This window comes from Pseudooceanicola sp. NS-SX8, from assembly GCF_057380755.1.
The window spans coordinates 2,010,956-2,031,373 of the sequence record NZ_CM170819.1; the positions used below are offsets into that span (position 1 = coordinate 2,010,956).

Annotated in this window: 22 protein-coding genes and 1 tRNA gene; 9 read left to right on the forward strand and 14 right to left on the reverse strand. The window is 66.5% G+C overall.

Annotated elements, in window-relative coordinates; translation table 11 throughout:
- Window positions 1-382: 382 nt before the first annotated feature.
- The 3 genes from AC2IR1_RS09115 to AC2IR1_RS09125 all read left to right on the forward strand — a co-directional run bounded on the left by AC2IR1_RS09115 (window position 383) and on the right by AC2IR1_RS09125 (window position 2,897).
- Entirely contained in the window at window positions 383-1,603 is a 1,221-nt protein-coding gene (locus tag AC2IR1_RS09115; RefSeq protein WP_486475967.1) for a GTP-binding protein, read from the forward strand.
- A 208-nt stretch (window positions 1,604-1,811) separates the two neighbouring features.
- Window positions 1,812-2,114 (forward strand): DUF6525 family protein, encoded by a 303-nt coding sequence (locus AC2IR1_RS09120; RefSeq protein ID WP_486475968.1) that lies wholly within the window; start codon window positions 1,812-1,814, stop codon window positions 2,112-2,114.
- Between the two features lie 75 nt (window positions 2,115-2,189).
- The gene (locus tag AC2IR1_RS09125) at window positions 2,190-2,897 is read left to right on the forward strand and encodes a YoaK family protein (protein WP_486475969.1); all 708 of its coding nucleotides are present in this window, start codon (window positions 2,190-2,192) and stop codon (window positions 2,895-2,897) included.
- A gap of 43 nt (window positions 2,898-2,940) precedes the next feature.
- Here AC2IR1_RS09125 and AC2IR1_RS09130 read toward each other — a convergent pair whose 3' ends face one another.
- The 3 genes from AC2IR1_RS09130 to AC2IR1_RS09140 form a co-directional block, all read right to left on the reverse strand.
- Window positions 2,941-3,603, reverse strand: a complete 663-nt coding sequence (locus AC2IR1_RS09130) for an SCO family protein (protein WP_486475970.1) — start codon at window positions 3,601-3,603, stop codon at window positions 2,941-2,943.
- A gap of 165 nt (window positions 3,604-3,768) precedes the next feature.
- The gene (locus tag AC2IR1_RS09135; RefSeq protein WP_486475971.1) at window positions 3,769-4,170 is read right to left on the reverse strand and encodes a DUF2946 family protein; all 402 of its coding nucleotides are present in this window, start codon (window positions 4,168-4,170) and stop codon (window positions 3,769-3,771) included.
- 105 nt (window positions 4,171-4,275) lie between these two features.
- Entirely contained in the window at window positions 4,276-4,788 is a 513-nt protein-coding gene (locus AC2IR1_RS09140) for a c-type cytochrome (protein ID WP_486475972.1), read from the reverse strand.
- Window positions 4,789-5,125: 337 nt separating this feature from the next.
- On the opposite strand from AC2IR1_RS09140, the gene AC2IR1_RS09145 reads away from it, so the two are divergent.
- Window positions 5,126-7,837, forward strand: a complete 2,712-nt coding sequence (locus tag AC2IR1_RS09145; RefSeq protein WP_486475973.1) for a calcium-binding protein — start codon at window positions 5,126-5,128, stop codon at window positions 7,835-7,837.
- Between the two features lie 150 nt (window positions 7,838-7,987).
- Here AC2IR1_RS09145 and AC2IR1_RS09150 read toward each other — a convergent pair.
- Window positions 7,988-8,071 (reverse strand) — tRNA-Tyr (locus AC2IR1_RS09150).
- 273 nt (window positions 8,072-8,344) lie between these two features.
- Between AC2IR1_RS09150 and rlmB the strand changes: the two genes are divergently transcribed.
- Window positions 8,345-9,124 carry a 23S rRNA (guanosine(2251)-2'-O)-methyltransferase RlmB gene (gene rlmB, locus AC2IR1_RS09155; RefSeq protein ID WP_486475974.1) on the forward strand — a complete coding sequence of 260 codons (780 nt, stop codon included), beginning with the start codon at window positions 8,345-8,347 and terminating at the stop codon, window positions 9,122-9,124.
- A gap of 363 nt (window positions 9,125-9,487) precedes the next feature.
- Window positions 9,488-9,916, forward strand: a complete 429-nt coding sequence (locus tag AC2IR1_RS09160) for a CoA-binding protein (RefSeq protein ID WP_486475975.1) — start codon at window positions 9,488-9,490, stop codon at window positions 9,914-9,916.
- Window positions 9,917-9,992: 76 nt separating this feature from the next.
- On the opposite strand, the gene AC2IR1_RS09165 is transcribed toward AC2IR1_RS09160, so the two are convergent.
- The 5 genes from AC2IR1_RS09165 to hisA all read right to left on the reverse strand — a co-directional run bounded on the left by AC2IR1_RS09165 (window position 9,993) and on the right by hisA (window position 13,185).
- Window positions 9,993-10,313 carry a phosphoribosyl-ATP diphosphatase gene (locus AC2IR1_RS09165; protein WP_486475976.1) on the reverse strand — a complete coding sequence of 107 codons (321 nt, stop codon included), beginning with the start codon at window positions 10,311-10,313 and terminating at the stop codon, window positions 9,993-9,995.
- Window positions 10,310-11,071: an imidazole glycerol phosphate synthase subunit HisF gene (hisF, locus tag AC2IR1_RS09170; protein ID WP_486475977.1), complete on the reverse strand. Its 762-nt coding sequence runs from the start codon at window positions 11,069-11,071 to the stop codon at window positions 10,310-10,312. The genes AC2IR1_RS09165 and hisF overlap by 4 nt, the downstream gene beginning before the upstream one ends.
- Window positions 11,072-11,144: 73 nt before the next feature.
- Window positions 11,145-11,471, reverse strand: a complete 327-nt coding sequence (locus AC2IR1_RS09175) for a hypothetical protein (protein ID WP_486475978.1) — start codon at window positions 11,469-11,471, stop codon at window positions 11,145-11,147.
- Window positions 11,472-11,473: 2 nt separating this feature from the next.
- A complete protein-coding gene (locus AC2IR1_RS09180; protein ID WP_486475979.1) occupies window positions 11,474-11,899 on the reverse strand; it encodes a hypothetical protein in 426 nt (141 codons plus the stop codon).
- A 563-nt stretch (window positions 11,900-12,462) separates the two neighbouring features.
- On the reverse strand, window positions 12,463-13,185 hold the full coding sequence (hisA, locus tag AC2IR1_RS09185; protein ID WP_486475980.1) for a 1-(5-phosphoribosyl)-5-[(5-phosphoribosylamino)methylideneamino]imidazole-4-carboxamide isomerase: 723 nt from the start codon (window positions 13,183-13,185) through the stop codon (window positions 12,463-12,465).
- 202 nt (window positions 13,186-13,387) lie between these two features.
- Here hisA and AC2IR1_RS09190 point away from each other — a divergent pair, with 202 nt between their 5' ends.
- Both AC2IR1_RS09190 and AC2IR1_RS09195 read left to right on the forward strand, forming a co-directional pair.
- Complete coding sequence (locus AC2IR1_RS09190; RefSeq protein ID WP_486475981.1) at window positions 13,388-13,771, forward strand: DUF2147 domain-containing protein; 384 nt, start codon at window positions 13,388-13,390, stop codon at window positions 13,769-13,771.
- Between the two features lie 245 nt (window positions 13,772-14,016).
- Window positions 14,017-14,523, forward strand: a complete 507-nt coding sequence (locus AC2IR1_RS09195) for a DUF2147 domain-containing protein (RefSeq protein WP_486475982.1) — start codon at window positions 14,017-14,019, stop codon at window positions 14,521-14,523.
- Window positions 14,524-14,756: 233 nt separating this feature from the next.
- On the opposite strand, the gene hisH is transcribed toward AC2IR1_RS09195, so the two are convergent.
- From hisH to AC2IR1_RS09210, 3 genes are all read right to left on the reverse strand, one after another.
- The gene (gene hisH / locus AC2IR1_RS09200; RefSeq protein WP_486475983.1) at window positions 14,757-15,401 is read right to left on the reverse strand and encodes an imidazole glycerol phosphate synthase subunit HisH; all 645 of its coding nucleotides are present in this window, start codon (window positions 15,399-15,401) and stop codon (window positions 14,757-14,759) included.
- Between the two features lie 134 nt (window positions 15,402-15,535).
- Window positions 15,536-16,123 (reverse strand): imidazoleglycerol-phosphate dehydratase HisB, encoded by a 588-nt coding sequence (gene hisB, locus AC2IR1_RS09205; RefSeq protein ID WP_486475984.1) that lies wholly within the window; start codon window positions 16,121-16,123, stop codon window positions 15,536-15,538.
- 84 nt (window positions 16,124-16,207) lie between these two features.
- Window positions 16,208-17,071: a sensor histidine kinase gene (locus AC2IR1_RS09210; RefSeq protein ID WP_486475985.1), complete on the reverse strand. Its 864-nt coding sequence runs from the start codon at window positions 17,069-17,071 to the stop codon at window positions 16,208-16,210.
- A gap of 186 nt (window positions 17,072-17,257) precedes the next feature.
- Between AC2IR1_RS09210 and AC2IR1_RS09215 the strand changes: the two genes are divergently transcribed.
- Window positions 17,258-17,983, forward strand: coding sequence for a response regulator (locus AC2IR1_RS09215; protein ID WP_486475986.1), 726 nt, complete (start codon window positions 17,258-17,260; stop codon window positions 17,981-17,983).
- A 158-nt stretch (window positions 17,984-18,141) separates the two neighbouring features.
- On the opposite strand, the gene AC2IR1_RS09220 is transcribed toward AC2IR1_RS09215, so the two are convergent.
- Window positions 18,142-18,558, reverse strand: coding sequence for a response regulator (locus tag AC2IR1_RS09220; protein WP_486475987.1), 417 nt, complete (start codon window positions 18,556-18,558; stop codon window positions 18,142-18,144).
- Window positions 18,555-20,084, reverse strand: coding sequence for a sensor histidine kinase (locus AC2IR1_RS09225; protein ID WP_486475988.1), 1,530 nt, complete (start codon window positions 20,082-20,084; stop codon window positions 18,555-18,557). Before AC2IR1_RS09225 ends, AC2IR1_RS09220 begins: the two co-directional genes overlap by 4 nt.
- Window positions 20,085-20,418 lie beyond the last annotated feature (334 nt).

Consider the following 20,418-nt stretch of genomic DNA (forward strand, 5'->3'; position numbering starts at 1 on the left):
ACAGCGGGTTGCGGGCGGGCGCACCCCGGGGGGACTATAGCGTTCGGCGTGCCCGGCAGAAAGGCCGAGCCGTGGTGCGGGGCGCTGCGGGCCGGCGCCCGCCGGCAGGTTGCCGCAGGGCATCGTTGCGTGAAGTTGACGCATTCGCAAGCAGTTACGGGCGGTGCCCGGGCCGTGGGCGAAAGATGCCCCGGGGCGGCAGTATCCTGCGGTCGCCACCTTTTTGAGCCTGCGGGCCCGGATGGTCCGATCCCGACCGGGTCTTCCGCCCGCGTGATGCTGCCGAGGCATGCCGTTCCGGCGTCTTCTTGCGCCTCTTCCGGGTTGCAAGCGCTTCGGGACTGCCGATATAGTTACAGTATAACATATCAGGAGTGCGAAAATGCCGGCGAAAGACGACAGATTGCCCGTCACCGTTCTCTCGGGGTTCCTTGGTGCCGGGAAGACCACGCTTTTGAACGCGGTGCTGAACAACCGCGAGGGGCGCCGGGTCGCCGTGATCGTGAACGACATGTCCGAGGTGAACATCGACGCGGACCTGGTGCGCGACGGTGGTGCGGACCTGAGCCAGACGGAAGAGAAGCTGGTCGAGATGACCAACGGCTGCATCTGCTGCACCCTGCGCGACGACCTGCTGATCGAGGTGCGGCGCCTGGCGGCGGAAGGGCGGTTCGACTACCTGCTGATCGAGGGCACCGGGATCGCCGAGCCCCTGCCGGTGGCCGCGACCTTCGAGTTCCGCGACGAGCGCGGGCAGAGCCTTTCGGACGTGGCGCGGCTGGACACGATGGTGACGGTGGTCGATACGGCGAACCTGCTGAACGACTACGCCAGCCATGATTTCATCGCCGACCGCGGTGAAAGCCTGGGGGCGGAGGATGAGCGGACGCTGGTGGACCTGCTGGTCGATCAGATCGAGTTCGCCGATATCGTCATCCTGAACAAGGTGAGCGATGCGGGGCCCGAGAAGCTGGACGCTGCGCGCAAGATCGTGGTGTCGCTGAACCCCGATGCCCAGATCATCGAAACCGATTATGGCCAGGTGGCGCCGGGGCGGATCCTGGATACCGGGCTGTTCGATTTCGACACCGCCCATGAACACCCGCTCTGGGCAAAGGAGCTTTACGGGTTCGAGGATCACGTGCCGGAAACCGAGGAATACGGTGTTTCCTCCTTCGTCTACCGCGCCCGCAAGCCGTTCCATCCGCAGCGCATCCACGATGTGCTGAACGGGGCGCTGCCGGGGGTGATCCGCGCCAAGGGGCATTTCTGGATCGCGACGCGCCCGGAATGGCTGGCCGAATTCTCCCTCGCCGGTGCGATCAGCAGTGTGCGTCCGCTGGGCATGTGGTGGGCCACCGTGCCCGAGGACCGTCGCCCGACCCATCCGGAGGCGCTGGCCTACCTGGATGCGCATTGGGAGGCACCCTACGGGGACCGTCGCCAGGAAATCGTCTTCATCGGCACCGGAATGGACCGAGAGGCGATCACCCGGGCGCTGGATGGCGCGCTTGTGCAGGGCGATACCGGCTTCACGCCCGAAGCCTGGGAAGACCTTCCCGATCCCTTCCCGCTGTGGCGACGTGCACCTCAGGCGGCATGATGCTGTCCGCTGCACTCACGGACATAGATGCGGTCAGCATCGTTGAAGGGACCGGCGCGGAGATCCTTGGATCTGTTCGCGACCGGGGGTGCGCTGCCGTCTTTTGGCAGGGCATCCCCGGTGAGGGCGTGATGGAACAGGGGGCTCCGGCGGCTGGCCGGGCCCTTGGTTGGGCCGTCGGAGGGCGTGCCCGGCAAAGGGGGACGGCATGAACGCAGGGGCAAAGGCGCCGGGCCAGGGGGGGCGGAATGCGCGCAGCAGCCTGAAACGGCGCGTCCGGCAGGGCGACCCGATGGCGAAATACGACCGGTTGCCCTGTGAATTGCGCCGCTGGCTGGCCCAGGCGGCCCTGCCGTGGTCGCCGCGTTCGGCCCTGCGCGCCTGGGAAAAGTCGCTGGAGCGCAGTAATGGCGACAGCGCCCTGGCGCAGGATCTGCTGTCGCGCATCGAGGCACGGCAGTTGCAGCGGGATGCGCAGCGGATGTGGGGTCAGGGCCACCCTTCGGCCTGAGCCTGCCCGGGACGGCTTGCCTTCCGGCGGCACAAGCTGTCAGCCTGTGGGCAGCACGCATCCCGGAGCAGACCCTTGCTGATACATGTCGGGCAGGACCGCAGTGCCGCGGTCGACCTCAAGCTTGCGATCTGGCTGTCGCTGGTCGCGGGGGCCGTCAACGCGGCCTCGTTCCGGGCGCTTGGCTATTTCTCTGCCAACATGACCGGCAACCTGTCCTCGCTTTCGGATTTCCTGGCGCTTGGCCGGCTGCGGCTTGCCCTCGGCTTCCTGGTGCTGATCACGGGCTTCGTCCTGGGCGCCTTCGTGTCCGGCCTGCTGATCGAGGTGGGGCGGCGCCTGCGCGTTCGGGGCATCTATTCGCTGAGCATCCTGCTGGAAGCCTGCCTGCTGCTCTTGCTGGCGGGGGCCGAGCTGGCCTGGCCCGACGTCCTTGGCGCGGGCCTGCTGATGACGGGGCTGAGCTTTCTGATGGGGTTGCAGAATGGCGCCTCCACCCGGATTTCGGACGGGCGGGTGCGCACCACCCATGTGTCCGGCATTGCCACGGATATCGGGCTGGGCGCGGCGCAGTTGCTGGCGCGGGGCGGCGATGAGCAGCGGCAGGTCCTGACCTCCCGCATGCTGCTGCATGTCACCACGCTCGGGGGTTTCTTCCTGGGCGGGGTGCTTGGCGTCTGGTGCTACGAATGGGCCGGCGCGGTGATCTACGCGGTGGTGGCGCTGGTGCTGTTTTCCATCGCCTTGCCGGGGCTGCGCCGGGCAAGGCGCGGCGAGGTCTGAGCGCGGCCGGGCCTGTTGCCCCGGCCGCGCCCCGGTTCCCGGGTCAGAGGATGTTGCCCTGAAGCGTGTAGCAGATCGCGCCCAGCAGGTCGTCGGGCATGCGCGCGCCCCGGCCTGCGGGGTTGCCTGCCAGCAGGTTGGCGATCTTTTCCTCCGCCACGGCGGGATCGGACTGGTAGGGGATGGTTTCCACGAAAAGGCCGTTCTCGTCGAAGAGCATCACGTAGGAGGTATGGGCCATGGTGTATTCCCCCCCGGCGAGCGGCATCCGGACGGCGTAGATGTTGAAGGCATCCACCGCCTTTGCGGCCTCGGCAAAGCTGCCGGTGACGCCCACCACGCCCGGCACCCAGGAGGTGTAGTCGGTCAGCAGGTCCAGGGTGTCACGTTCCGGATCGACGGAGACGAAGTAGACCTTCAGCTTTTCCGCTTCCGGCAGGTCCTCTTTCCAGGTGGAGATGTCGCCCATCGTGGTGGGGCAGACGTCGGGGCAGTGGGTGAAGCCGAAGAAGACGGCAGAGGGGCCCTGTGCCAGGGTGTCCTGGGTGAAGGTGCCGCCATCGGTCATCTGCAGGGTGTAGTCGCCACGGCCCAGCAGGGCGGCCCGGTTGGCCTGCAGTTTCGGATCGATGACGAAGGCCCCGAAGACGGCGAGGATGGTCAGGATGGTGAGGCCCAGGGCGACGGTCTTGCCGGTAAGTTTCATCGCCGGCCCTCCGATGCGCAGAGGCCCGTCACGCAGGCTGCGGGCTGGGGGATGGTGTGGGGGAAGCTGGGCACCTTGAGCCCGGGGAAGCGGGTCTGGTGGAAATGGGAAGGCATGTCTGTACTCCGATAGGAACGGCGCGGGGCGCGTCGGGGAAGGCTGGGGTCAGGCAAACCGTGGCGGAGCGCGGGGCGCGAAGGCGTGATCGAAGGCCGCCGGGCGGCGTGGGGTGGGGCCGGCAGGGCGGGCGGGCAGACGGGTCAGCAGCCGCCCGATCGTCAGCGGACGTTTCGGGGCCGGGCTGCCGGGCATCTGGTGGCAGAAGGGGCAGTGGTGGCGGGCATGACCCGAGGGTGGCGTCGTGTCGTCCGTGCCTGAGTGGGGGCCGTGGCTCAGGTGGCGCGCGCCCGGGTGGGTGGCCGCCATCTGCATCGCGGCCCCGGCTGCCGCCATTGTCCGGCCCGGGGCCCGGTCCGGTGCCATGTGCATGGCCGACACGACGCTGGCCAGGATCAGCAGCAGCGACAGGACCAGCGGACGGAGAGCGCGGGACGGCGAGGAAAACATGCGCCTGCTATCGCAGGGATGGCCCGCTGCGGAAAGGCGGGCTGGGCGGTGCAATTTGTCGCATCAGCGCGCTGTGCGGGGCGGATCGGGGCGGATAGTGCGCCCTCAGGATCCGCCCTGTTCCAGCAGGTCGCGCACCGCCGCGTTCTGCGTGGCGTAAAGGGCGTTGATCCCGTCCTGGCGTTCGCGAACCTCTGCCGGCCAGGTCGACTTGATGTAGGAGAGCACATCGAGGATTTCCCGGTCGGAGAGGTCCTGGCCGAACTGCGGCATGTCGCTGCCTTCGAGGCTGCGGCAGAGGGCTGCGACCTCCCCCGACTTGGTGAGTTCGAACAGGGCGAAGTCGGGATGCTGCCAGGTGTGTCCGCTGCCGTCATGGGGCGGTGCGATCTGATCGGCCCGGGCGGTGGGGGGCGCGGCATCGGCGCCCAGACCACCATGACAGGCGGCGCAATCGCTTTGGTACAGGGCATGGCCACGGGCGACGGTGGCCGCATCATCCCAGCTGAGAAGCTGCGGCGCGTCCCCGGTGCTGCGCAGCGCCAGGGTCACGCCGGTGGCGACGCCGATTGCCACCACGCCGGTCACGATCAGGGCCACTCTTGCCTTGCTGTTCATCTGGTCACTCCCGCAGTCGGCCCGAAGGTAGAGCGGGGCAGGGGCTCCCGCAATGTTGCGGTGCAAACAATCCCTGGCCCGGGGCCGTGGCGCGGCGCGAACGCCCGGCGTTTCGGCAGGTGCGGGCGGAAATACGGGGGGAATGCGGGGCGGAATTATGGGGACGGAAAACGGTCAGGCCCGTCAGTTGGCGGCAAGGACCGGAGCGCAGGATGGCGCCAGGCCGAGGCGACCTTTCAAATGCCTGCAAAAGACGAAGCGTTTGCCGCGCTTCGGCCCCAATTTCGGTCCGGATCGGGCGCCTGTGTCCGGCACCCCGGGGCAATCGGAGGTGCCCATGATGCCGGTGCAGATTTCTCTTTCTTCCACGCCCACGGATCACGTCGTCAGCACGGATCATTTCGGGACGAATTACCTGGCGAACCGCCAGAACCATGACCAGTCGATCGAAGGCGAGGGCGTCTTCGACGAGGCGGCGGCATGGACCGAGGTCAGCGACCTGCGCTATCCCGGCGGGACCCTGGCCGAGAAGTTCCTGGACCTGTCGGACATGCGCCATTTCGAACCGGGGGCGACCTCTGCCATCGAGGCGCGCAATTTCGCCGACAGCGGCGAGACGACGATGCTGACCCGGCTGGGCACGCTGATGGATTACGCCGCGGCCGAGGGCAACACCGTCACGGTGGTCCTGCCGACGATCCGCTACATCGAGGCGCTGACCAGCGGCGATCCGGCCGCCGTGGCGGCGGTGGAGGCAGAGGTGAAGGCCTTTATCGCAGAGGCCATGGCCCATCCCAACGGGGACGTGATTTCCGCTTTCGAGATCGGCAACGAGTTCCCCTCCTGGATGGAGGGGCACAACGGGGGCGAACTGGAAAGCGTGCGCGACTTCGCCATGCTGGTGCGAAACTTCTCCGTCTGGATCGACGAGGCACTGACGGAGCAGGGGGTTACGGGCGGTGAGGCCCCGGACATCCTGGCCCAGTCGGCCTTCTTCAAGTACGGCGAAAAGGGCAACGACCCCTACCTGCGCAGCCTCTTCGACGAGGACCTGGGCGAGGATTACGCCCATGTCGAAAGCGTGGCCGACTTCGTTTCGGCCATCGACGGCGTGGCGAACCATTTCTACCCCGACACCCCCTGGGACGATACCTCCAACGGGCAGGAGAACATCGAGAACGACCTTCGCGTCCTGCAGGACTGGCAGGAGGCCTTCGACGATTACGCCGCCACCCACGGGGGGCAGGCCGTCGACCTGCGCCTGCTGGCGTCCGAATGGAACCTGAAGAACGGGGCCTTCAACGACGGAGAGGTCGCGGGCGTGCAGGCGGCGGTCGGGGTGGTGTCGATGTTCCACCAGATGGTCTGTGGCGGGATCGACGGCATGCAGGCCTGGCCGATCCTGCAAAACAACAACAGCACCTTCGTGTCGGGCAACACGGTGGAGGAGATCGAGGTCAGCTTCACCGGTGCGGCCTTCACTCTGATGCGGTCGCTGCTGCCGGGTATGACGGCGGATGACGCCGTGACCGACTACGACACCGATGGTGACGGGGATCCGGATCTGTTCATCTATCGCTTCGTCCAGGACGGCAAGGTCCTGACATTCGCAAGCAGTTCCAGGAACATGGACGTCAGCCTGGACTTCGCGGACTACGGGCTGGACCGGGACACGACCCAGGTGCATATCGCGCGCCTGATTTCCGACAGCGGCGATGCCCTGGACGAGGACGGCAGCCCGATCCTGCGGATCGACGGCACGCAGGTTCTGTCGGGCAGCGACACTTCGGTCGAGCTGTCGATGAATGCCTGGGAGCTGGTCCTCTTGTCCATCGACGAGGAGGCCGCGCCCTGTGACGACATGCGCCAGGGCAATGTGACCTTCGAACTGGGGACGGCGGATTTCACCTTTTCCCCCTTCGACGACTACCTGCGTGCCGCCGGGGGTAGCGACCTGGACGGGGTGGAGGGGGGCAACGTCATGGTCGGGTCCGGCTATGCCGACAGTTTCCAGATGTTCCCCGGGCTGATCTTCGACGGGGGGCGCGGCGACGACCTGATCACCGGAACCGCGCAGGACGACCTGGCCTTCGGCAGCGACGGGGACGATGCGATCGCCAGTGAAACCGGCGCGGACAGCCTGTTCGGCGGTGACGGGGACGACCGCATCTTCGCGGGCAGCGGCGACGATCTTGTCCGGGGCGGCAACCAGGAGGATCGGATCTACGGCGATGACGGCAATGACGTGCTGCATGGCGATGCCGGCTTCGACCTTCTGAAGGGCGGCGACGGCAATGATGAGCTGTTCGGCGGGCACCAGGCCGACAACCTCTATGGCGGCAATGACAATGACCTGCTCTACGGTGAGGAGGGCAATGACCGCCTGTTCGGCGATGCCCATCAGGATCGTCTGTTCGGCGGGGATGGCAACGATGCGCTGTTCGGCGGGGCCGGCTTCGACCGGCTGGATGGCGGGCAGGGCAATGATGCGCTTTATGGCGGGGATCAGGCCGACAACCTTCTGGGGCGCGATGGCAACGACATGCTGGACGGCGGGCGCGGCTTTGACCGGCTGTTCGCCGGGGCGGGGGAGGACACGCTGTTCGGCGGTGGTCAGACTGACGCGCTTTTCGGGCAATCCGGGGATGACGTTCTGTCGGGCGATGGGGGCAATGACCGGCTCTATGCCTGTGTGGGCAACGATCAGCTTTTCGGTGGGGAGGGTGACGACCTGCTGCATGCGGGCGCGGGGTTCGACCGGCTGGAAGGCGGCGCGGGCAACGACACGCTGATCGGTGGGTTCAACGCGGATACCTTCGTCTTTTCCGGGGCGTTCGGGGATGACCGGATCAACGATTTCCAAGTGGGTAACCCCTACGAGATCATTGATCTGACGGGCATTCCCGCGCTTGGCTCCTTCGCGGAGATGATCGAGAACCACGCGACACAAACCCGGGACGGTGTGCTGCTGCAATTCGACGGATCGGGCAGCATCCTGCTTTGCGGTGTCAACGTCGACGAACTGAGCGCGGAAAACTTCCTCTGGTAAGGGCGGGCGCGGGCGGGTTTTACCAGGTTGTTGCGGGGGCCATTGCGCGCGGGGGCCTGGGTGGGGAAGGCTGCGGGGCGGTCTGTCTGGACACTAGATTTCAGCGCCGCGGCCTGCCGCAGCTTTGATTTCACACCGCTTTTGGGGAAGTGGTGGGCGACCCTGGAATCGAACCAGGCATGGGTCTCCCCGGCGGAGTTACAGTCCGCTGCCGCACCTTGCAGCTCGTCGCCCTGATCTTCCGAGGCAGCGCCCCGTTCGACCGTGAGCGGGTGATTACCGGGGCAGCCGGGGGGCGTCAACAGGAAAATCCCACTTCGTGAGCTTGCGATGTCGATGGGGGCAGCGTAGGAGGCCGGGACCCTGTAGAAAGGGAAAACGGCCACGCTGCACCCTGTCGGTATCACGTCGGTATGACGTCGGTATTGCAGCGCAGAAACCGGGCCGGAAGATCGGTCGCGCCCCGGGCGCGGCGCACAGCCATGGCAGAGAGTCGGGAGATCGATGATGAAGAAACCGCAGTGGGTCATCGACAAGGAAAAGGCAAAACGCGCCGCTTCGGCGGAAACGGTGTGGCTGTTCGGCCTGCATGCCGTGCGCGATGCGCTGCTCAACCCCCGGCGGGAAAAGCTGCGCCTCGTGGTCACCCGAAATGCGCTGGACAAGCTGTCAGAGGCCGTGGCCGAGGCGGGCATCGAGCCCGAGATGAGCGATCCGCGCAAGTTCGCCGCCCCGATCGACCCGCAGTCCGTCCACCAGGGCGCCGCGCTGGAGGTCAAGGGCCTCGACTGGGGCAGCCTCGAAGATGTCGCGCTGAGCGGGGAGGGCAAGGGCGCCCCCCGGCTGGTCCTGCTGGACCGTGTCACCGACCCGCACAACGTGGGCGCGATCCTGCGCTCGGCCGAGGTATTCGGCGCCCGGGCTGTCGTGGCACCGCGCCACCACGCCGCGCCTGAAACCGGCGCCCTGGCCAAGACCGCTTCGGGCGCGCTGGAACGCCAGCCCTACCTGCGCATCCGCAACCTTGCGGACGGGATCATTGAGCTGAAGAAGATGGGCTACCTGGTCCTTGGCCTGGCGGGCGAGGCAGAGCAGACCATCGAAGAGGCGCTGGAAGGCCGCCGTGACCGTCCCGTGGCGCTTGTGCTGGGGGCAGAGGGCCCGGGCCTGCGCGAACGCACGCGGGAGGTCTGCGACGCCCTGGTGCGCATCGACTTCGCCTCCGACTTCGGATCGCTGAACGTCTCGAACGCGGCGGCGGTCGCGCTTTACGCCGCCCGCGGCTGACTGGGCCGGGGCATGATGGGGCCGATGAATGATTGGTCCGATGAATGATTGGTCCGGGGAATAAAACCTGAAGCGGGCGTTTGGCGCCTGCAATTTAGGGTTTTGTTCACATTCATATTACAGCCTCTTCATGTCCGGTACGGCCACCCTACGTATCGTACAGAGGCACCGGCCTGGAACGCTGGTGTTTCCTTTCACTGTCCCTCGTTCCGTACTGGCGCCCAGGTTCGTCCTGGGCGCCTTTTTCTTTCCGCCGGTCCCCACGGGCAGACGTACAGCCGCCTGGGGGGACTTGTGGCGGGCCGCGCGGGGCGGCAGTGTCGGCCGAACCGCAAGCGGGCGGACCAGAAGAGGAGCAGGAGAATGGAGATGACCGACGCGGAGCTGAAGCGGATCCTGTCGCAGGTGAAGGTGATCGCGCTGGTGGGCGCCTCTCCCAACCCGGCGCGGGCCAGTCATGACGTGGGGCTGTTCCTGACGATGGTGGGCTACCGGGTCATTCCGGTGAACCCGGGCCATGCCGGCAAGCAGATGTGGGGAGAGACGGTGCGCGCCGACCTGGCGGAGGTCGCGGAGGAGGTCGGGCAGATCGACATGATCGACATCTTCCGCCGGTCGGAGGCCGTGCCCGGAATCGTGGCGGAGGCCCTGCAGGCGCTGCCGGGGCTGAAGGTGGTCTGGATGCAACTGGGCGTGATCAGCGAAGAGGCCCGCAGCATGGCGCAGGACAGGGGCCTTGATGTGGTGATGGACCGCTGCCCGAAGATCGAATACCGGCGATTGATGAGCTGAAGCACCTGCGGGAATGGCCCGGGGCGCCAGGCCACCCGGGTCGCAGGCTCAGCCACTTGGGCTCAATCCTTCGGGTTCAATCCTTCGGGCGGCTCGCCTTTTCCGTCACGCCGGAGGTCCCTTCGCGGCCTTCCAGCACGGCCATCACGGCAGAGAGCGGCACATCGCGCGCCGCCAGCATGACCAGCATGTGATAGAGCACGTCGGCGCATTCGGAGGCCAGTTTCTCCGGATCGTTGCGCACCGCCTCGATGATCGCCTCGACCGCTTCCTCGCCGAACTTCTCGGCGCATTTTTCCGGACCCTTGGCAAAGAGCTTCGCCGTCCAGCTGCTTTCGGGATCGGCGCCCTTGCGGCTTTCGATGGTGGCGGAAAGGCGGGACAGGACGTCGGTCATTGCAGTCTCATGGGGATGCCCGCGGCGGCCATGTGTTCCTTGGCCTCGCGGATGGTGTGATCGCCGAAGTGGAAGATCGAGGCAGCCAGCACGGCAGAGGCGCCGCCCTCGGTCACGCCTTCGACAAGGTGGTCCAGGGTGCCGACGCCACCCGATGCGATGACCGGCACGGAAACCGCGTCGGAAATGGCCCGGGTCAGCGGCAGGTTGAACCCGGCGCGGGTGCCGTCGCGGTCCATCGAGGTCAGCAGGATTTCCCCCGCGCCCTTGGCGGCGACAAGCTTGGCGAATTCCACCGCGTCGATGCCCGTGGGCTTGCGCCCGCCGTGGGTGAAGATCTCCCACTTGCCGGGGGCCACGGTCTTGGCGTCGATGGCGCAGACGATGCACTGGCTGCCGAAGTGGTCGGCGGCGCGGGCCAGGACGTCGGGGTCGGCCACGGCGGCGGAGTTGAAGGACACCTTGTCGGCGCCCGCCAGCAGCAGGTTGCGCACGTCCTGCACGGTGCGGACGCCGCCGCCCACGGTCAGCGGGACGTAGCAGTTCTCGGCCGTGCGGGTGACCACGTCGAACATCGTGCCGCGGTTCTCATGGGTGGCATGGATGTCGAGGAAGGTGATCTCATCCGCGCCGGCCAGATCGTAGGCCTTCGCGGCATCGACGGGATCGCCGGCGTCGCGCAGGTCGACGAAGTTGACACCTTTCACCACGCGGCCGTCGGCCACGTCGAGGCAGGGAATGATGCGGGTCTTGAGCATGGCGGTCTCCCGGGTCGTCGTGGGCGGTTTAACCCGCGACGGGGCCGGGCGCCAGAGGAGAAGGCCGGCCCCGTCAGGCCGGGCGGCGCATGCGCGTGTAGCCTTCCATGCCGATGGCCGCCAGCAGCAGCACCGGTCCGAAGATCCCGTAGCTGGCCAGCGACAGCACCAGCACGGGCTTCAGCATGTTGAAGACCGATTGCAGCCCTCCGGCGCATTGATCGAAGCCGTTGACGAAATTGCCGATGCAGATGAACTGGGAGGTCATCATGAGAGAGTTGCAGGTGGCGAAGAACAGCCCCGCGATCCACAGCAATTTCGCGGCAAACCTGTTGCGCATCAGGTAGCTGAGGCCAAAGGCCGCCAGAGGCGGCAGGATCAGGACGAGGACCGAGTGCATGTTCAGTCTTCCTTGATTGCAATTTCGTTCTTCGATGTCTCGTCTTCGACGGTTGATGCCAGCCAGGCCGGTAGCTCGATATCCGGGGTGGGGCGCAGCATTGCAACCACGAAGAAGGCGAGCAGCAAAGTGGCGGAGAATGGCAGGATGGTCCAGTACCCGTTTTCCGCGATGAATTTGACCACGGTGGCGAGGCCCTGCGTGCTGAGGCCGAAGAAGTTGCAATCCGACAGGTCGTCGGTCTTGAGCTTGCAGTCGACATAGGAGCGGCCGGACTTCCCGTAGATCGCGCGGCAGACGAACCAGACTGCGAGGGGTGTCATCCAGAGATAGGTCATGGCCATCAGGACCGGGTCGTGGCGTGTCTTTCGGCGGGGTGCGGGGGCGTCGGCGGGGGTGTCGATCTGCGGGCCTTCGGGAATGGTCATGCGGGCGGTCCTGTTCTGAAATGGCGTGATGAAATGCGAAAAGGTGCTGAAATCGGGCGAAATGACCCTGTTCAAACCCTATCTGATCGCCTTTGCGACGCACGCGACTTTCCCGGCCCGGCCCTGAAATGCCGGCAGGCGCCCCGGCCTGCGGTGCAAAAGAATGCAGTTTTGCCCATGTCCGATATTGCCCAAGTCCGATCATGCCCGTGCACGACGCCTCCGGCAGGCCGAAAGCCACGCCCGAAACTTCAACGGGCGCGGCGTCTGCGGAGGAGCGTTTCAATGCAGAGGTAGATCAGCAGGCAGAGGCCCACGCCGGATATGGGAAGGCTGATCTGCATGAACCACCCCGAAACGAATGCGGAATAGAGCCGTTCGCCGTAGTCGATCCCGTCGACCACGCAAGGCTAGCTGGCCGCCTCGTCCAGGCGGCAGCCGTGCCGCTTCGCGAAATCCACCGACCAGAGCACCAGGGCCAGGGGCACCAGCCCAAGCCCGATCATGGCGGGGGCCCATGGCGGGGGCCAGGACCCGGAGGGCCCGGTCCCGCCAGCCGGCCTTCATGCCTTCATGACGTCCAGCGCCTGCGCCAGGTCGATGGCGCCGTCGTAAAGCGCACGGCCGGAAATCGCGCCGTTCAGCGGGGCGCCGCAGGCCTTCAGCGCCTTCAGATCCTCGATGGAGGAAACGCCGCCAGAGGCGATCACCGGGATCGACACGGCATTGGCCAGGTCCGCCGTGGCGGGGATGTTCGGGCCCTGCATGGCGCCGTCACGGTTGATGTCGGTGTAGATGATCGCGGCCACGCCCGCATCTTCGAAGCTGCGCGCAAGGTCGGTGACCATCACGTCGGTCTCCGTCGCCCAGCCCTTGGTCGCCACGCGGCCGTCGCGGGCGTCGATGCCAACGGCGACATGGCCCGGAAAGGCCTTTGCCGCCTCGCGCACCAGCGCGGGGTTTTCCACCGCCACGGTGCCCAGGATCACCCGCTGCAGGCCCTTCGACAGCCACATCTCGATCGTGGCCATGTCGCGGATGCCGCCGCCCAGCTGGGCCGGCACCTTGCAGCGCGAAAGGATCTGCTCGACCGGGGCGGCGTTCACCGGGCTGCCGGCGAAGGCGCCGTTCAGGTCCACCAGGTGCAGCCATTCGCAGCCCGCCGCGACAAAGCTTTCCGCCTGCGCGGCGGGATCTTCGTTGAACACGGTGGCCTTTTCCATGTCGCCCTTGAACAGGCGCACGGCGTTGCCGTCCTTGAGGTCGATGGCAGGGTAGAGGATCATCGGCGGGCCCTTTCTTGAGTTGCCTCAGGCTTATGCACGGGCCGGGCAGGAATGCAACGCGGCAGGCGGTTTCGCGGCGGCGCAGCGGATGCGGCAGCAGTCTTGACGTTTACGTCAAGTCACGGCGGCGGCCCCTTGCAAGGGCAGGGGACGGCGCACAGGATGGCGCCCAGGGAAGATGAGGAGAAAGGGAGGAAACCCCATGTGGAAAGCGATTGCGGCGGCCGCAGTTGTCACCTTCGGCGCGGGCACAGCCATGGCCGATCCGGTCGAAGGCATCTGGAAGACCCAGGTTGATGACGGCGCCTACGCCTATGTGACCTTTTCGCCCTGCGGCGGGGCCTATTGCGGCGTGATCAGCCGCACCTTCAACGGGTCCGGCGAATACGAGAGCGAGAACAAGGGAAAGCCCATCGTCTGGGACATGCAGGTCGAAGGCGGCGGCAAATACGACGACGGCAAGATCTGGCAGCCCTCGACCGGCAAGGTCTACCGTTCGAAGATGCAGCTGGAGGGAGACGTGCTGCGGGTTGCGGGCTGCGTCGGGCCGATCTGCAAGAAGCAGACCTGGACGCGCGTGAAGTGATCGTTTCGGTGGCAGCAGGGCGGGCGCCTGCGCTGCCTGCCGCCGCAAACCTTCCCTGAAAAGGCAAGTTTCTGCTGGAACCGGGATGTCCCGGGATCTGTTCTGCATTTGGCAAGCATTTGTGCTTAGCTTGTCTCAGCCGACACCGGGATGGGAGTGGACCTTCCGGTCGCCGGTCATCCCGAAGGGGTGGCTTGGCCTGTCGGATGATCGCGAACGGGACCTTCCAGAAGGGAGAATGAACGGTGATCTGGGGATATCTGGGGCAGGTTGCGGAACGCAGCCGGGACCGCATTCGATTGTCACGCCGCATTGGCATGTCACGACGGCGGCTCGGGGGGATGGGCATCGGGATCGGGGGCGCGGCAACGGCGCTGGCCGTGCTGCTGCCGCTTCATCCGGTCTATTCTGCCAGCAGCGCGCAGGAACCCGTCGTCGGCACTTGGGCGTCGCCGCCGGATCGCAAGGGGCAGACGGGATATGTCGTCGTGCGCGACTGCGGCGCGGCCTATTGCGGTAGGCTCGAACGGGCGTTCAGCCCGGACGGGCAGGAAATCGTCACCAAGGCCGTGGGGCAGATGGTGCTGCGCGACATGGCCCCCGTCGCCGCGGGCGACTACCAGGGCCAGGTCTACGTGCCGCTTCTCGACAAGGTGGTCGAGGCGCGGGTGCAGGTGACGGGTGATCAGCTTTCGGTGCGGGGATGCGCCGGGATCATCTGCAACAGCCAGGTCTGGCACAGGGTCGACTGACCGGAGAACGGGCCGGACGACTGGCTGACCCCGGACCGCAAGGATGATCTGCGGTGAACAGGGTCGAACAAGGTTTCAGGGGCGCCCCGAAAGGGGTGCACGGGACGGAAGGCGGTGCTTCGGCGCCGCCTTCTTTTTCGCCGGGTGTCCCCTGTCATTTCGAACCGGGAACGGCGTGGGGACGCCCCGGTTTGGGGGCGGACAATCAGGACCCGAAGAACCGGACCTGAGGGTCAGGGTTTCCAGGTCAGAAAGTTGGCGATCATCCGCAGCCCATTGGCCTGGCTCTTTTCCGGGTGGAACTGGAAGCCGAGCATGGTGTCGCGCCCCACGATGGCCGTGACGGGCTGGCCGTAGTCGACATGGGCGATACGCTGCGCGGGGTCGGAAACACTCATGTGGTAGGAGTGGACGAAATAGGCGTGATGGCCCGTTTCGATCCCCTCCAGCACCGGGTGCGGCCGGTCGATGACCAGGTCGTTCCATCCCATGTGCGGCACCTTCAGCCCGGGATCGGTCGGGGCGATCTTCGTCACCTCGCCGTCGATCCAGCCAAGGCCGGGGGTTTCCTCGTACTCATGCCCCACCCGCGCCATCAGCTGCATGCCGACGCAGATGCCCAGGAAGGGGCGCGCCTTGTGCTCCACCGCCTCGGTCAGCGCTTCCAGGACGGAACCTTCGCCCGCCCCCGCCAGCGCGGCCCGGCAGGCCGGGAAGGCGCCATCGCCGGGCAGGACAATGCGATCCGCCCGCGCCACGTCCTCGGGCCGGGAGGAAACGATGACCTCCCCCGCGCCAACTTCCTGCGCCATGTGCTGAAACGCCTTCTCGGCGGAGTGCAGGTTGCCGCTTTCGTAGTCGATGAGAACGGTGAGCATGGGGAAGCCTTTCGTGATCGGGGCCGTTGGTGGCCCGGAACAGCGGTGGGGTCAAGTCCGGTCGGCACGTCCTGCCTGCAAGTCCTGCCTTCGGGGGCCGGGCGCCGCGACAGACCAGACAGGTCAGCCGCGGGTCAGAGCGTGCCCTTGGTCGAGGGGATGGCGTCGGACTTGCGCGGGTCGGGTTCCAGCGCCACGCGCAGGGCGCGGGCCACGGATTTGAACGCGGCTTCGGCGATGTGGTGCGAATTCAGCCCGTGCAGCTTGTCCACGTGCAGGGTGATCCCGCCGTGGGTGCTGAAGGCCTGGAAGAATTCCCGCACCAGTTCGGTGTCGAAGGTGCCGATCTTCTCGGTCGGGAAATCGACGTTCCACACCAGGTAGGGGCGGCCCGACAGGTCCAGTGCGGCGCGCACCAGGCTGTCGTCCATCGCCAGGTGGCAGTCGCCGTAGCGCCGGATGCCGCGCTTGTCGCCCATGGCCTTGGTCAGGGCCTGGCCAAGCGCGATGCCCACGTCTTCGACGCTGTGGTGGTCGTCGATGAAGGTATCGCCCTTGCAGGTGACGGTGATGTCGATCAGCGAATGCCGCGACAGCTGGTCCAGCATATGGTCGAAGAAGCCGACGCCGGTGTCACATTCGTACTGGCCGGTGCCGTCGAGCTCGATCACGACGTGGATATCGGTTTCCGCGGTGGACCGCGTCACTTTGGCGTTGCGCATGGAAGCCTCCGGGTTTTCGGGGGCTTATAGGCCGGTCCGGTACCCCTTGGGAAGAGCGCAGGTGCCGGTGAGGCGCCGCCGCGCTCAGTTCAGGCGACCCTGCGGCCCTGTCATGTTGCCAGCGTGGTGGCTGGAGAGGTCTGCGGTCAGGGTGTCGGCCTGGATGTGGGCCTGTGTGTCGGCCAGTGTGCCGGGCAGGGTGAACTCCACCGTGGTGCCGCGCTCGGCGCCGTTGTCGCGCAGGGCGATGGTGCCGCCCAGACGGGTGACGATGCGGCGCGAAAGGGACAGCCCCATGCCGGACCCTTCGCAGCTGTCACGCGGCTGCAGGGTGCGCAGCAGGTCGAAAACTGCCTCCCGGAATTTCTCGGGGATGCCGGGCCCGTCGTCGCGGACCGACAGCTGCAGCAGACCGGCAGCCCCGGGGGCGACCTCGATCGCTATGTGACCCTCCGCCCGGTCGTGATGCTTGATGGCGTTGGACAACAGCGCCGCCAGCAACAGCGCCAGCTCGTTGAGCGGGCCGATCACGCGTGCCGTGCCCGGGTCCCCCAGGGTCGGAAAGGTCAGGGTGAACCCCTCCGGCAGTGGCGCAAGGCGCAGCGCGCGGTCCAGCACCTCGTCCAGGCCGTGTTCGACCGACGGATCGGCCCGGCGCCCGATGCGGGAATAGTCGCGCAGGTCCAGCAGCATCCGGTCGCACCGCGCGGCCTGGGTCGTCAGCATCTGCAGGTGACCATCCAGCACGCCCTTCCGGTCGGCGGGCAGGGGGCCCAAGTCTTCCGCGATCCATTCCGGGATCGTCTGGAAGGCGCGGAAGGCCGCGCGCAGGTCATGGGTGACGATATACAGGAATTGCTCCAGCTCCGCCTCGGCATCGCGGGGGGGCGTGGGGGCTGTGCGCGGATCCGTGGCGTCGGGCGCGGGAAGGGGCTGGCTCTTCATCATGCGGACTGTCTAGCGCCCCGGGGCGAAGCGGCGGTTAACCGGCGGGCGCCCACAGGGCCGGAGCAGGGGGAAAGTCGCGAAAATTCAATGTGAATCCGCAGAAGGCGGCGATGGAGGATTAAGGGATTGGCAAGCCTGCCGCATCAGGCTGTGCGCGGGATGAGAACCGTTTCAGGAGGTCGGGTGATGGAGCTGCACGGGAACAAGGGAGAGCCGCTGCCGGAGCCGGTACCGCAACCGCCGAAGGATCCCCGGACATCGGTCTACGCCACCCCGCCGGAGCCGGAGCAGACGCTGATCGACGTGCTGGTGCTGGATGACAGCCGTTTCGACGCCATGCAGTTGCAGCGCGAATGCCGTTCCACCGAATTGCCGGTGCGCGTCACCATTGCCACGGGGATCGAGGAATTCCGCCGTCTGCTGCATGCGCGGCGCTATCACGTGGTCTTCATCGATTACATCCTGCCGGACGGTGACGGCCTGCTCGCCCAGGAAATCCTGACCTCCGAGGAAAAGAACGGGCTGGCGCCGGTGGTGATGATCAGCGGCGAGGCCCGCCATGACGTCGCGGTGGAGGCGATCCGCCGTGGCTGCATCGACTACCGGGCCAAGTCCGATCTGAACCGGGATGCGCTGAAGGCACTGATCCTGCGCGCGCTGGAGGAGGGCAGCAAGCTGGCCCAGGCCACCCTGCAACGCGCGCTGGAAGTGCAGCGCGACGAGATCGTCAGTTCCATCCGCGACATCCTGCGGGAGGAGCTGAACCTGGGCGCCACCGGGCACCACGACGCCGGTGCGACGACGCTGCAGATGCTGCGCGCCTATGGCCTGGTTCCGGAGGCTTCCCCGGGCGACTGGTCCGACCTGATGGAGGAAGAGCCCGATACCGCCTTTGTCTTCCGCAAGCACTGAACCACGGATCGGCATGACACGGGCCGAAATGACACGGGTCGAAATAACACAGGCTGAAATGACACGGGCCAACATGAAAAGACCCCGCCGCCTTCCGGCCGCGGGGTTTTCCGTATCTGCGCCGCGCCGGTCGCCCCGGCGCGGATCCGCCCCCGGGATCACAGGTAGCCGCGGGTGCGGTAGGTCTCCAGGATCTTCTCGATCGCCAGGTCGTTGATGGGCTTGGTGAAGAAATGCTCCACGATGCCGCTGGCCTGGGACCGTTCCAGGTCCCGCTCGTTGTCGGAGGAGGAAAACAGCGCGACGATCTGCGACGGCGGGTTGGCGCAGCGCCGCTTCAGCTCCTCGATGGTTTCGAAGCCGTTCAGCTCCGGCATGTTGATGTCGAGCAGGATGAGTTCCGGCGGCAGGGCGCAGTCGGTCGGCTCCGCCCGGTCGGCGGAAAAGTAGCGCGCGATGAACTCGGCGCCGTCGGCGGCCTCGTCCACGGGGCTGAAGTTGCCATTCTTGGCCAGGCGTCGCCGCGCGATGTAGCGGTCCGAGGCCACGTCGTCGACGATGTAGGTTCTGATCATTGGGGAGTCCTGTCAGGGATTTGAAGGGTGAAGCTCGTCCCCTGGGGAGAGCTTTCGAGCGTGATCTTCCCGTCGAGCCGCCGAACATGTTTCTGCACAAGGGCCAGCCCCAGCCCGTGGCCGCTGCTCTTGGAGGAGCGGCGAAACATGTCGAAGACGCGGGTTTGATCCGCCTGCGGAATGCCGATGCCGTTGTCGCTGACCGTCAGGGTCAGTCCCTTGGCATCGGTGGTGATGCGCAACGCGATCCAGGAATAGTCCTTCTCGGGATCCTGGAAGCGGCAGGCATTGGAAAGGAGGTTCTCGACCACCGTGACGAGGGTCGGACGTTCGACCGAGAGGACGGCGGACCCCCGGGCGGTGATGCAGAAGGCGGGCTTCGGCTTGCCGTCGCAGGACAGGTCGTCCCAGATGCTGCGGGCGACCTCGGTCAGGTCGATCTCTTCCTCCGGAATGGCATCAAGGCCGGCGCGGGCCAGGGTCAGCACCTGTTCGACCTTGCGGATATTGCGGCGGGAGGTGGCCAGGGCGTCGGCGATGTTGCGGCGGCATTCTTCGGTCTCGCCATCGGCCAGGTCTTCCAGGCACAGTTCCAGCAGGCCGGCGATGGTCGCAAGCGGCGCGCGCAGGTCATGGCTGGCGGAATAGGCGAACTGGGTCAGCTCCTCGTTCAGGGCCGACAGCCGCGCATTGCGCTTTTGCAGTTCCAGTTCCTGCGCCAGGATATCCGTCATGTCGACCAGGGTCGCCATGGTGCGGGGCGCATCGCCGCCGGTGATCGGGGTCAGCGCGATATGCACCGGCGTCTCCCGCCCATCGAGTCCCTGGATATATAGGGCGCGTCCCTCCGTCATTGTGCGGGGCCTTGGCGCGGCCAGGTAGCTTTGGCGATAGACCGAATGTTTCAGCCGGTGATCTGGCGGGACCAGGCTGTCGACGTTGCGGCCCACCAGCTCGGCCGACAGGCCGCCCAGCAGGCGGCAGGCCTCGGAATTGACCAGTTCGATCGTGCCGTCGGGCGCCACCAGCACCATCGCCGTGGCGGAGGCATCCAGCGCATCGCGCAGGCGCTTTTCGTTCAGGCGGCGGTCGGTGATGTCGGTGACGGTGGTAAAGACAAAGGTCTGCCCGCCCACGCTGACCGGGGACAGGGCGACCTCGACCGGAATGAAGCTGCCATCGGCGCGCTGGCCGAAGACATGGCGATCCGCGCCCATCCGGCGGCGCTGGGGCACCGACTGGTAGGCTTCGCGCAGGATCGGGTGCCGGTGCTGCGAAGACAGCGGCACCAGCCGTTCCACGGGGGACTGGGTCAGGGCGCCCGAAGGGTAGCCGAACAGCGATTCCAATGCGCCGTTGGTGATGCGGATATGGCCGCAGGGCCCCATCAGCAGGGCCGGCACCGGGCAGAGCTCAACCGCAAGCTTGTAGCGTTCCAGCTTGGCCAGGGGGACCTCCGCCGCGACCTGCGCGGCGTCCTCGCCCGGTCTGGCGGATGCCGTCAGGGGCATATGGTCCTGTTTCATTGCATGTCCCTCGGCTCGATCATCGGGGCGGTCAGGTTGGATCATTTGGTCGATTGGGATTCGACCTTGGGGGCGATCGGGGGCCGTTCAGGCGCCGATCTCGGGGGTGATCACAGGCCCGGCGCGATCCGCCCCATGCCCGGGGTCACTCAGCGGTATTTCCTGCCCGGGACGGCGACGCGGCCTGCGCCCGCTTCCGGCGCGGGATTCCCCGCGGTGACCGATGCATTCAGCAGACCGAAGGTACGGTTCGGGGCCTTTACTTTGCGTTAAAATGCACCGGCGAAATGACACTTTTTTCACACCTGTCGGCAGGCCCAGCTGAAGGGCCCAA

Bases quoted from the DNA above. Each gene is read 5' to 3' on its own strand.
- rlmB (WP_486475974.1), top strand. From the start codon at position 8,345: ATGAAGAAACCGCAGTGGGTCATCGACAAGGAAAAGGCAAAACGCGCC.
- hisH (WP_486475983.1), bottom strand. From the start codon at position 15,401: ATGCTCACCGTTCTCATCGACTACGAAAGCGGCAACCTGCACTCCGCC.
- AC2IR1_RS09190 (WP_486475981.1), top strand. From the start codon at position 13,388: ATGTGGAAAGCGATTGCGGCGGCCGCAGTTGTCACCTTCGGCGCGGGC.
- AC2IR1_RS09165 (WP_486475976.1), bottom strand. From the start codon at position 10,313: ATGACCGACGTCCTGTCCCGCCTTTCCGCCACCATCGAAAGCCGCAAG.
- hisF (WP_486475977.1), bottom strand. From the start codon at position 11,071: ATGCTCAAGACCCGCATCATTCCCTGCCTCGACGTGGCCGACGGCCGC.
- AC2IR1_RS09115 (WP_486475967.1), top strand. From the start codon at position 383: ATGCCGGCGAAAGACGACAGATTGCCCGTCACCGTTCTCTCGGGGTTC.
- AC2IR1_RS09220 (WP_486475987.1), bottom strand. From the start codon at position 18,558: ATGATCAGAACCTACATCGTCGACGACGTGGCCTCGGACCGCTACATC.
- AC2IR1_RS09175 (WP_486475978.1), bottom strand. From the start codon at position 11,471: ATGCACTCGGTCCTCGTCCTGATCCTGCCGCCTCTGGCGGCCTTTGGC.
- AC2IR1_RS09145 (WP_486475973.1), top strand. From the start codon at position 5,126: ATGATGCCGGTGCAGATTTCTCTTTCTTCCACGCCCACGGATCACGTC.
- AC2IR1_RS09180 (WP_486475979.1), bottom strand. From the start codon at position 11,899: ATGACCATTCCCGAAGGCCCGCAGATCGACACCCCCGCCGACGCCCCC.
- AC2IR1_RS09120 (WP_486475968.1), top strand. From the start codon at position 1,812: ATGAACGCAGGGGCAAAGGCGCCGGGCCAGGGGGGGCGGAATGCGCGC.
- AC2IR1_RS09225 (WP_486475988.1), bottom strand. From the start codon at position 20,084: ATGAAACAGGACCATATGCCCCTGACGGCATCCGCCAGACCGGGCGAG.
- AC2IR1_RS09215 (WP_486475986.1), top strand. From the start codon at position 17,258: ATGGAGCTGCACGGGAACAAGGGAGAGCCGCTGCCGGAGCCGGTACCG.
- AC2IR1_RS09140 (WP_486475972.1), bottom strand. From the start codon at position 4,788: ATGAACAGCAAGGCAAGAGTGGCCCTGATCGTGACCGGCGTGGTGGCA.
- AC2IR1_RS09210 (WP_486475985.1), bottom strand. From the start codon at position 17,071: ATGATGAAGAGCCAGCCCCTTCCCGCGCCCGACGCCACGGATCCGCGC.
- AC2IR1_RS09130 (WP_486475970.1), bottom strand. From the start codon at position 3,603: ATGAAACTTACCGGCAAGACCGTCGCCCTGGGCCTCACCATCCTGACC.
- hisB (WP_486475984.1), bottom strand. From the start codon at position 16,123: ATGCGCAACGCCAAAGTGACGCGGTCCACCGCGGAAACCGATATCCAC.
- hisA (WP_486475980.1), bottom strand. From the start codon at position 13,185: ATGATCCTCTACCCTGCCATCGACCTCAAGGACGGCAACGCCGTGCGC.
- AC2IR1_RS09135 (WP_486475971.1), bottom strand. From the start codon at position 4,170: ATGTTTTCCTCGCCGTCCCGCGCTCTCCGTCCGCTGGTCCTGTCGCTG.
- AC2IR1_RS09160 (WP_486475975.1), top strand. From the start codon at position 9,488: ATGGAGATGACCGACGCGGAGCTGAAGCGGATCCTGTCGCAGGTGAAG.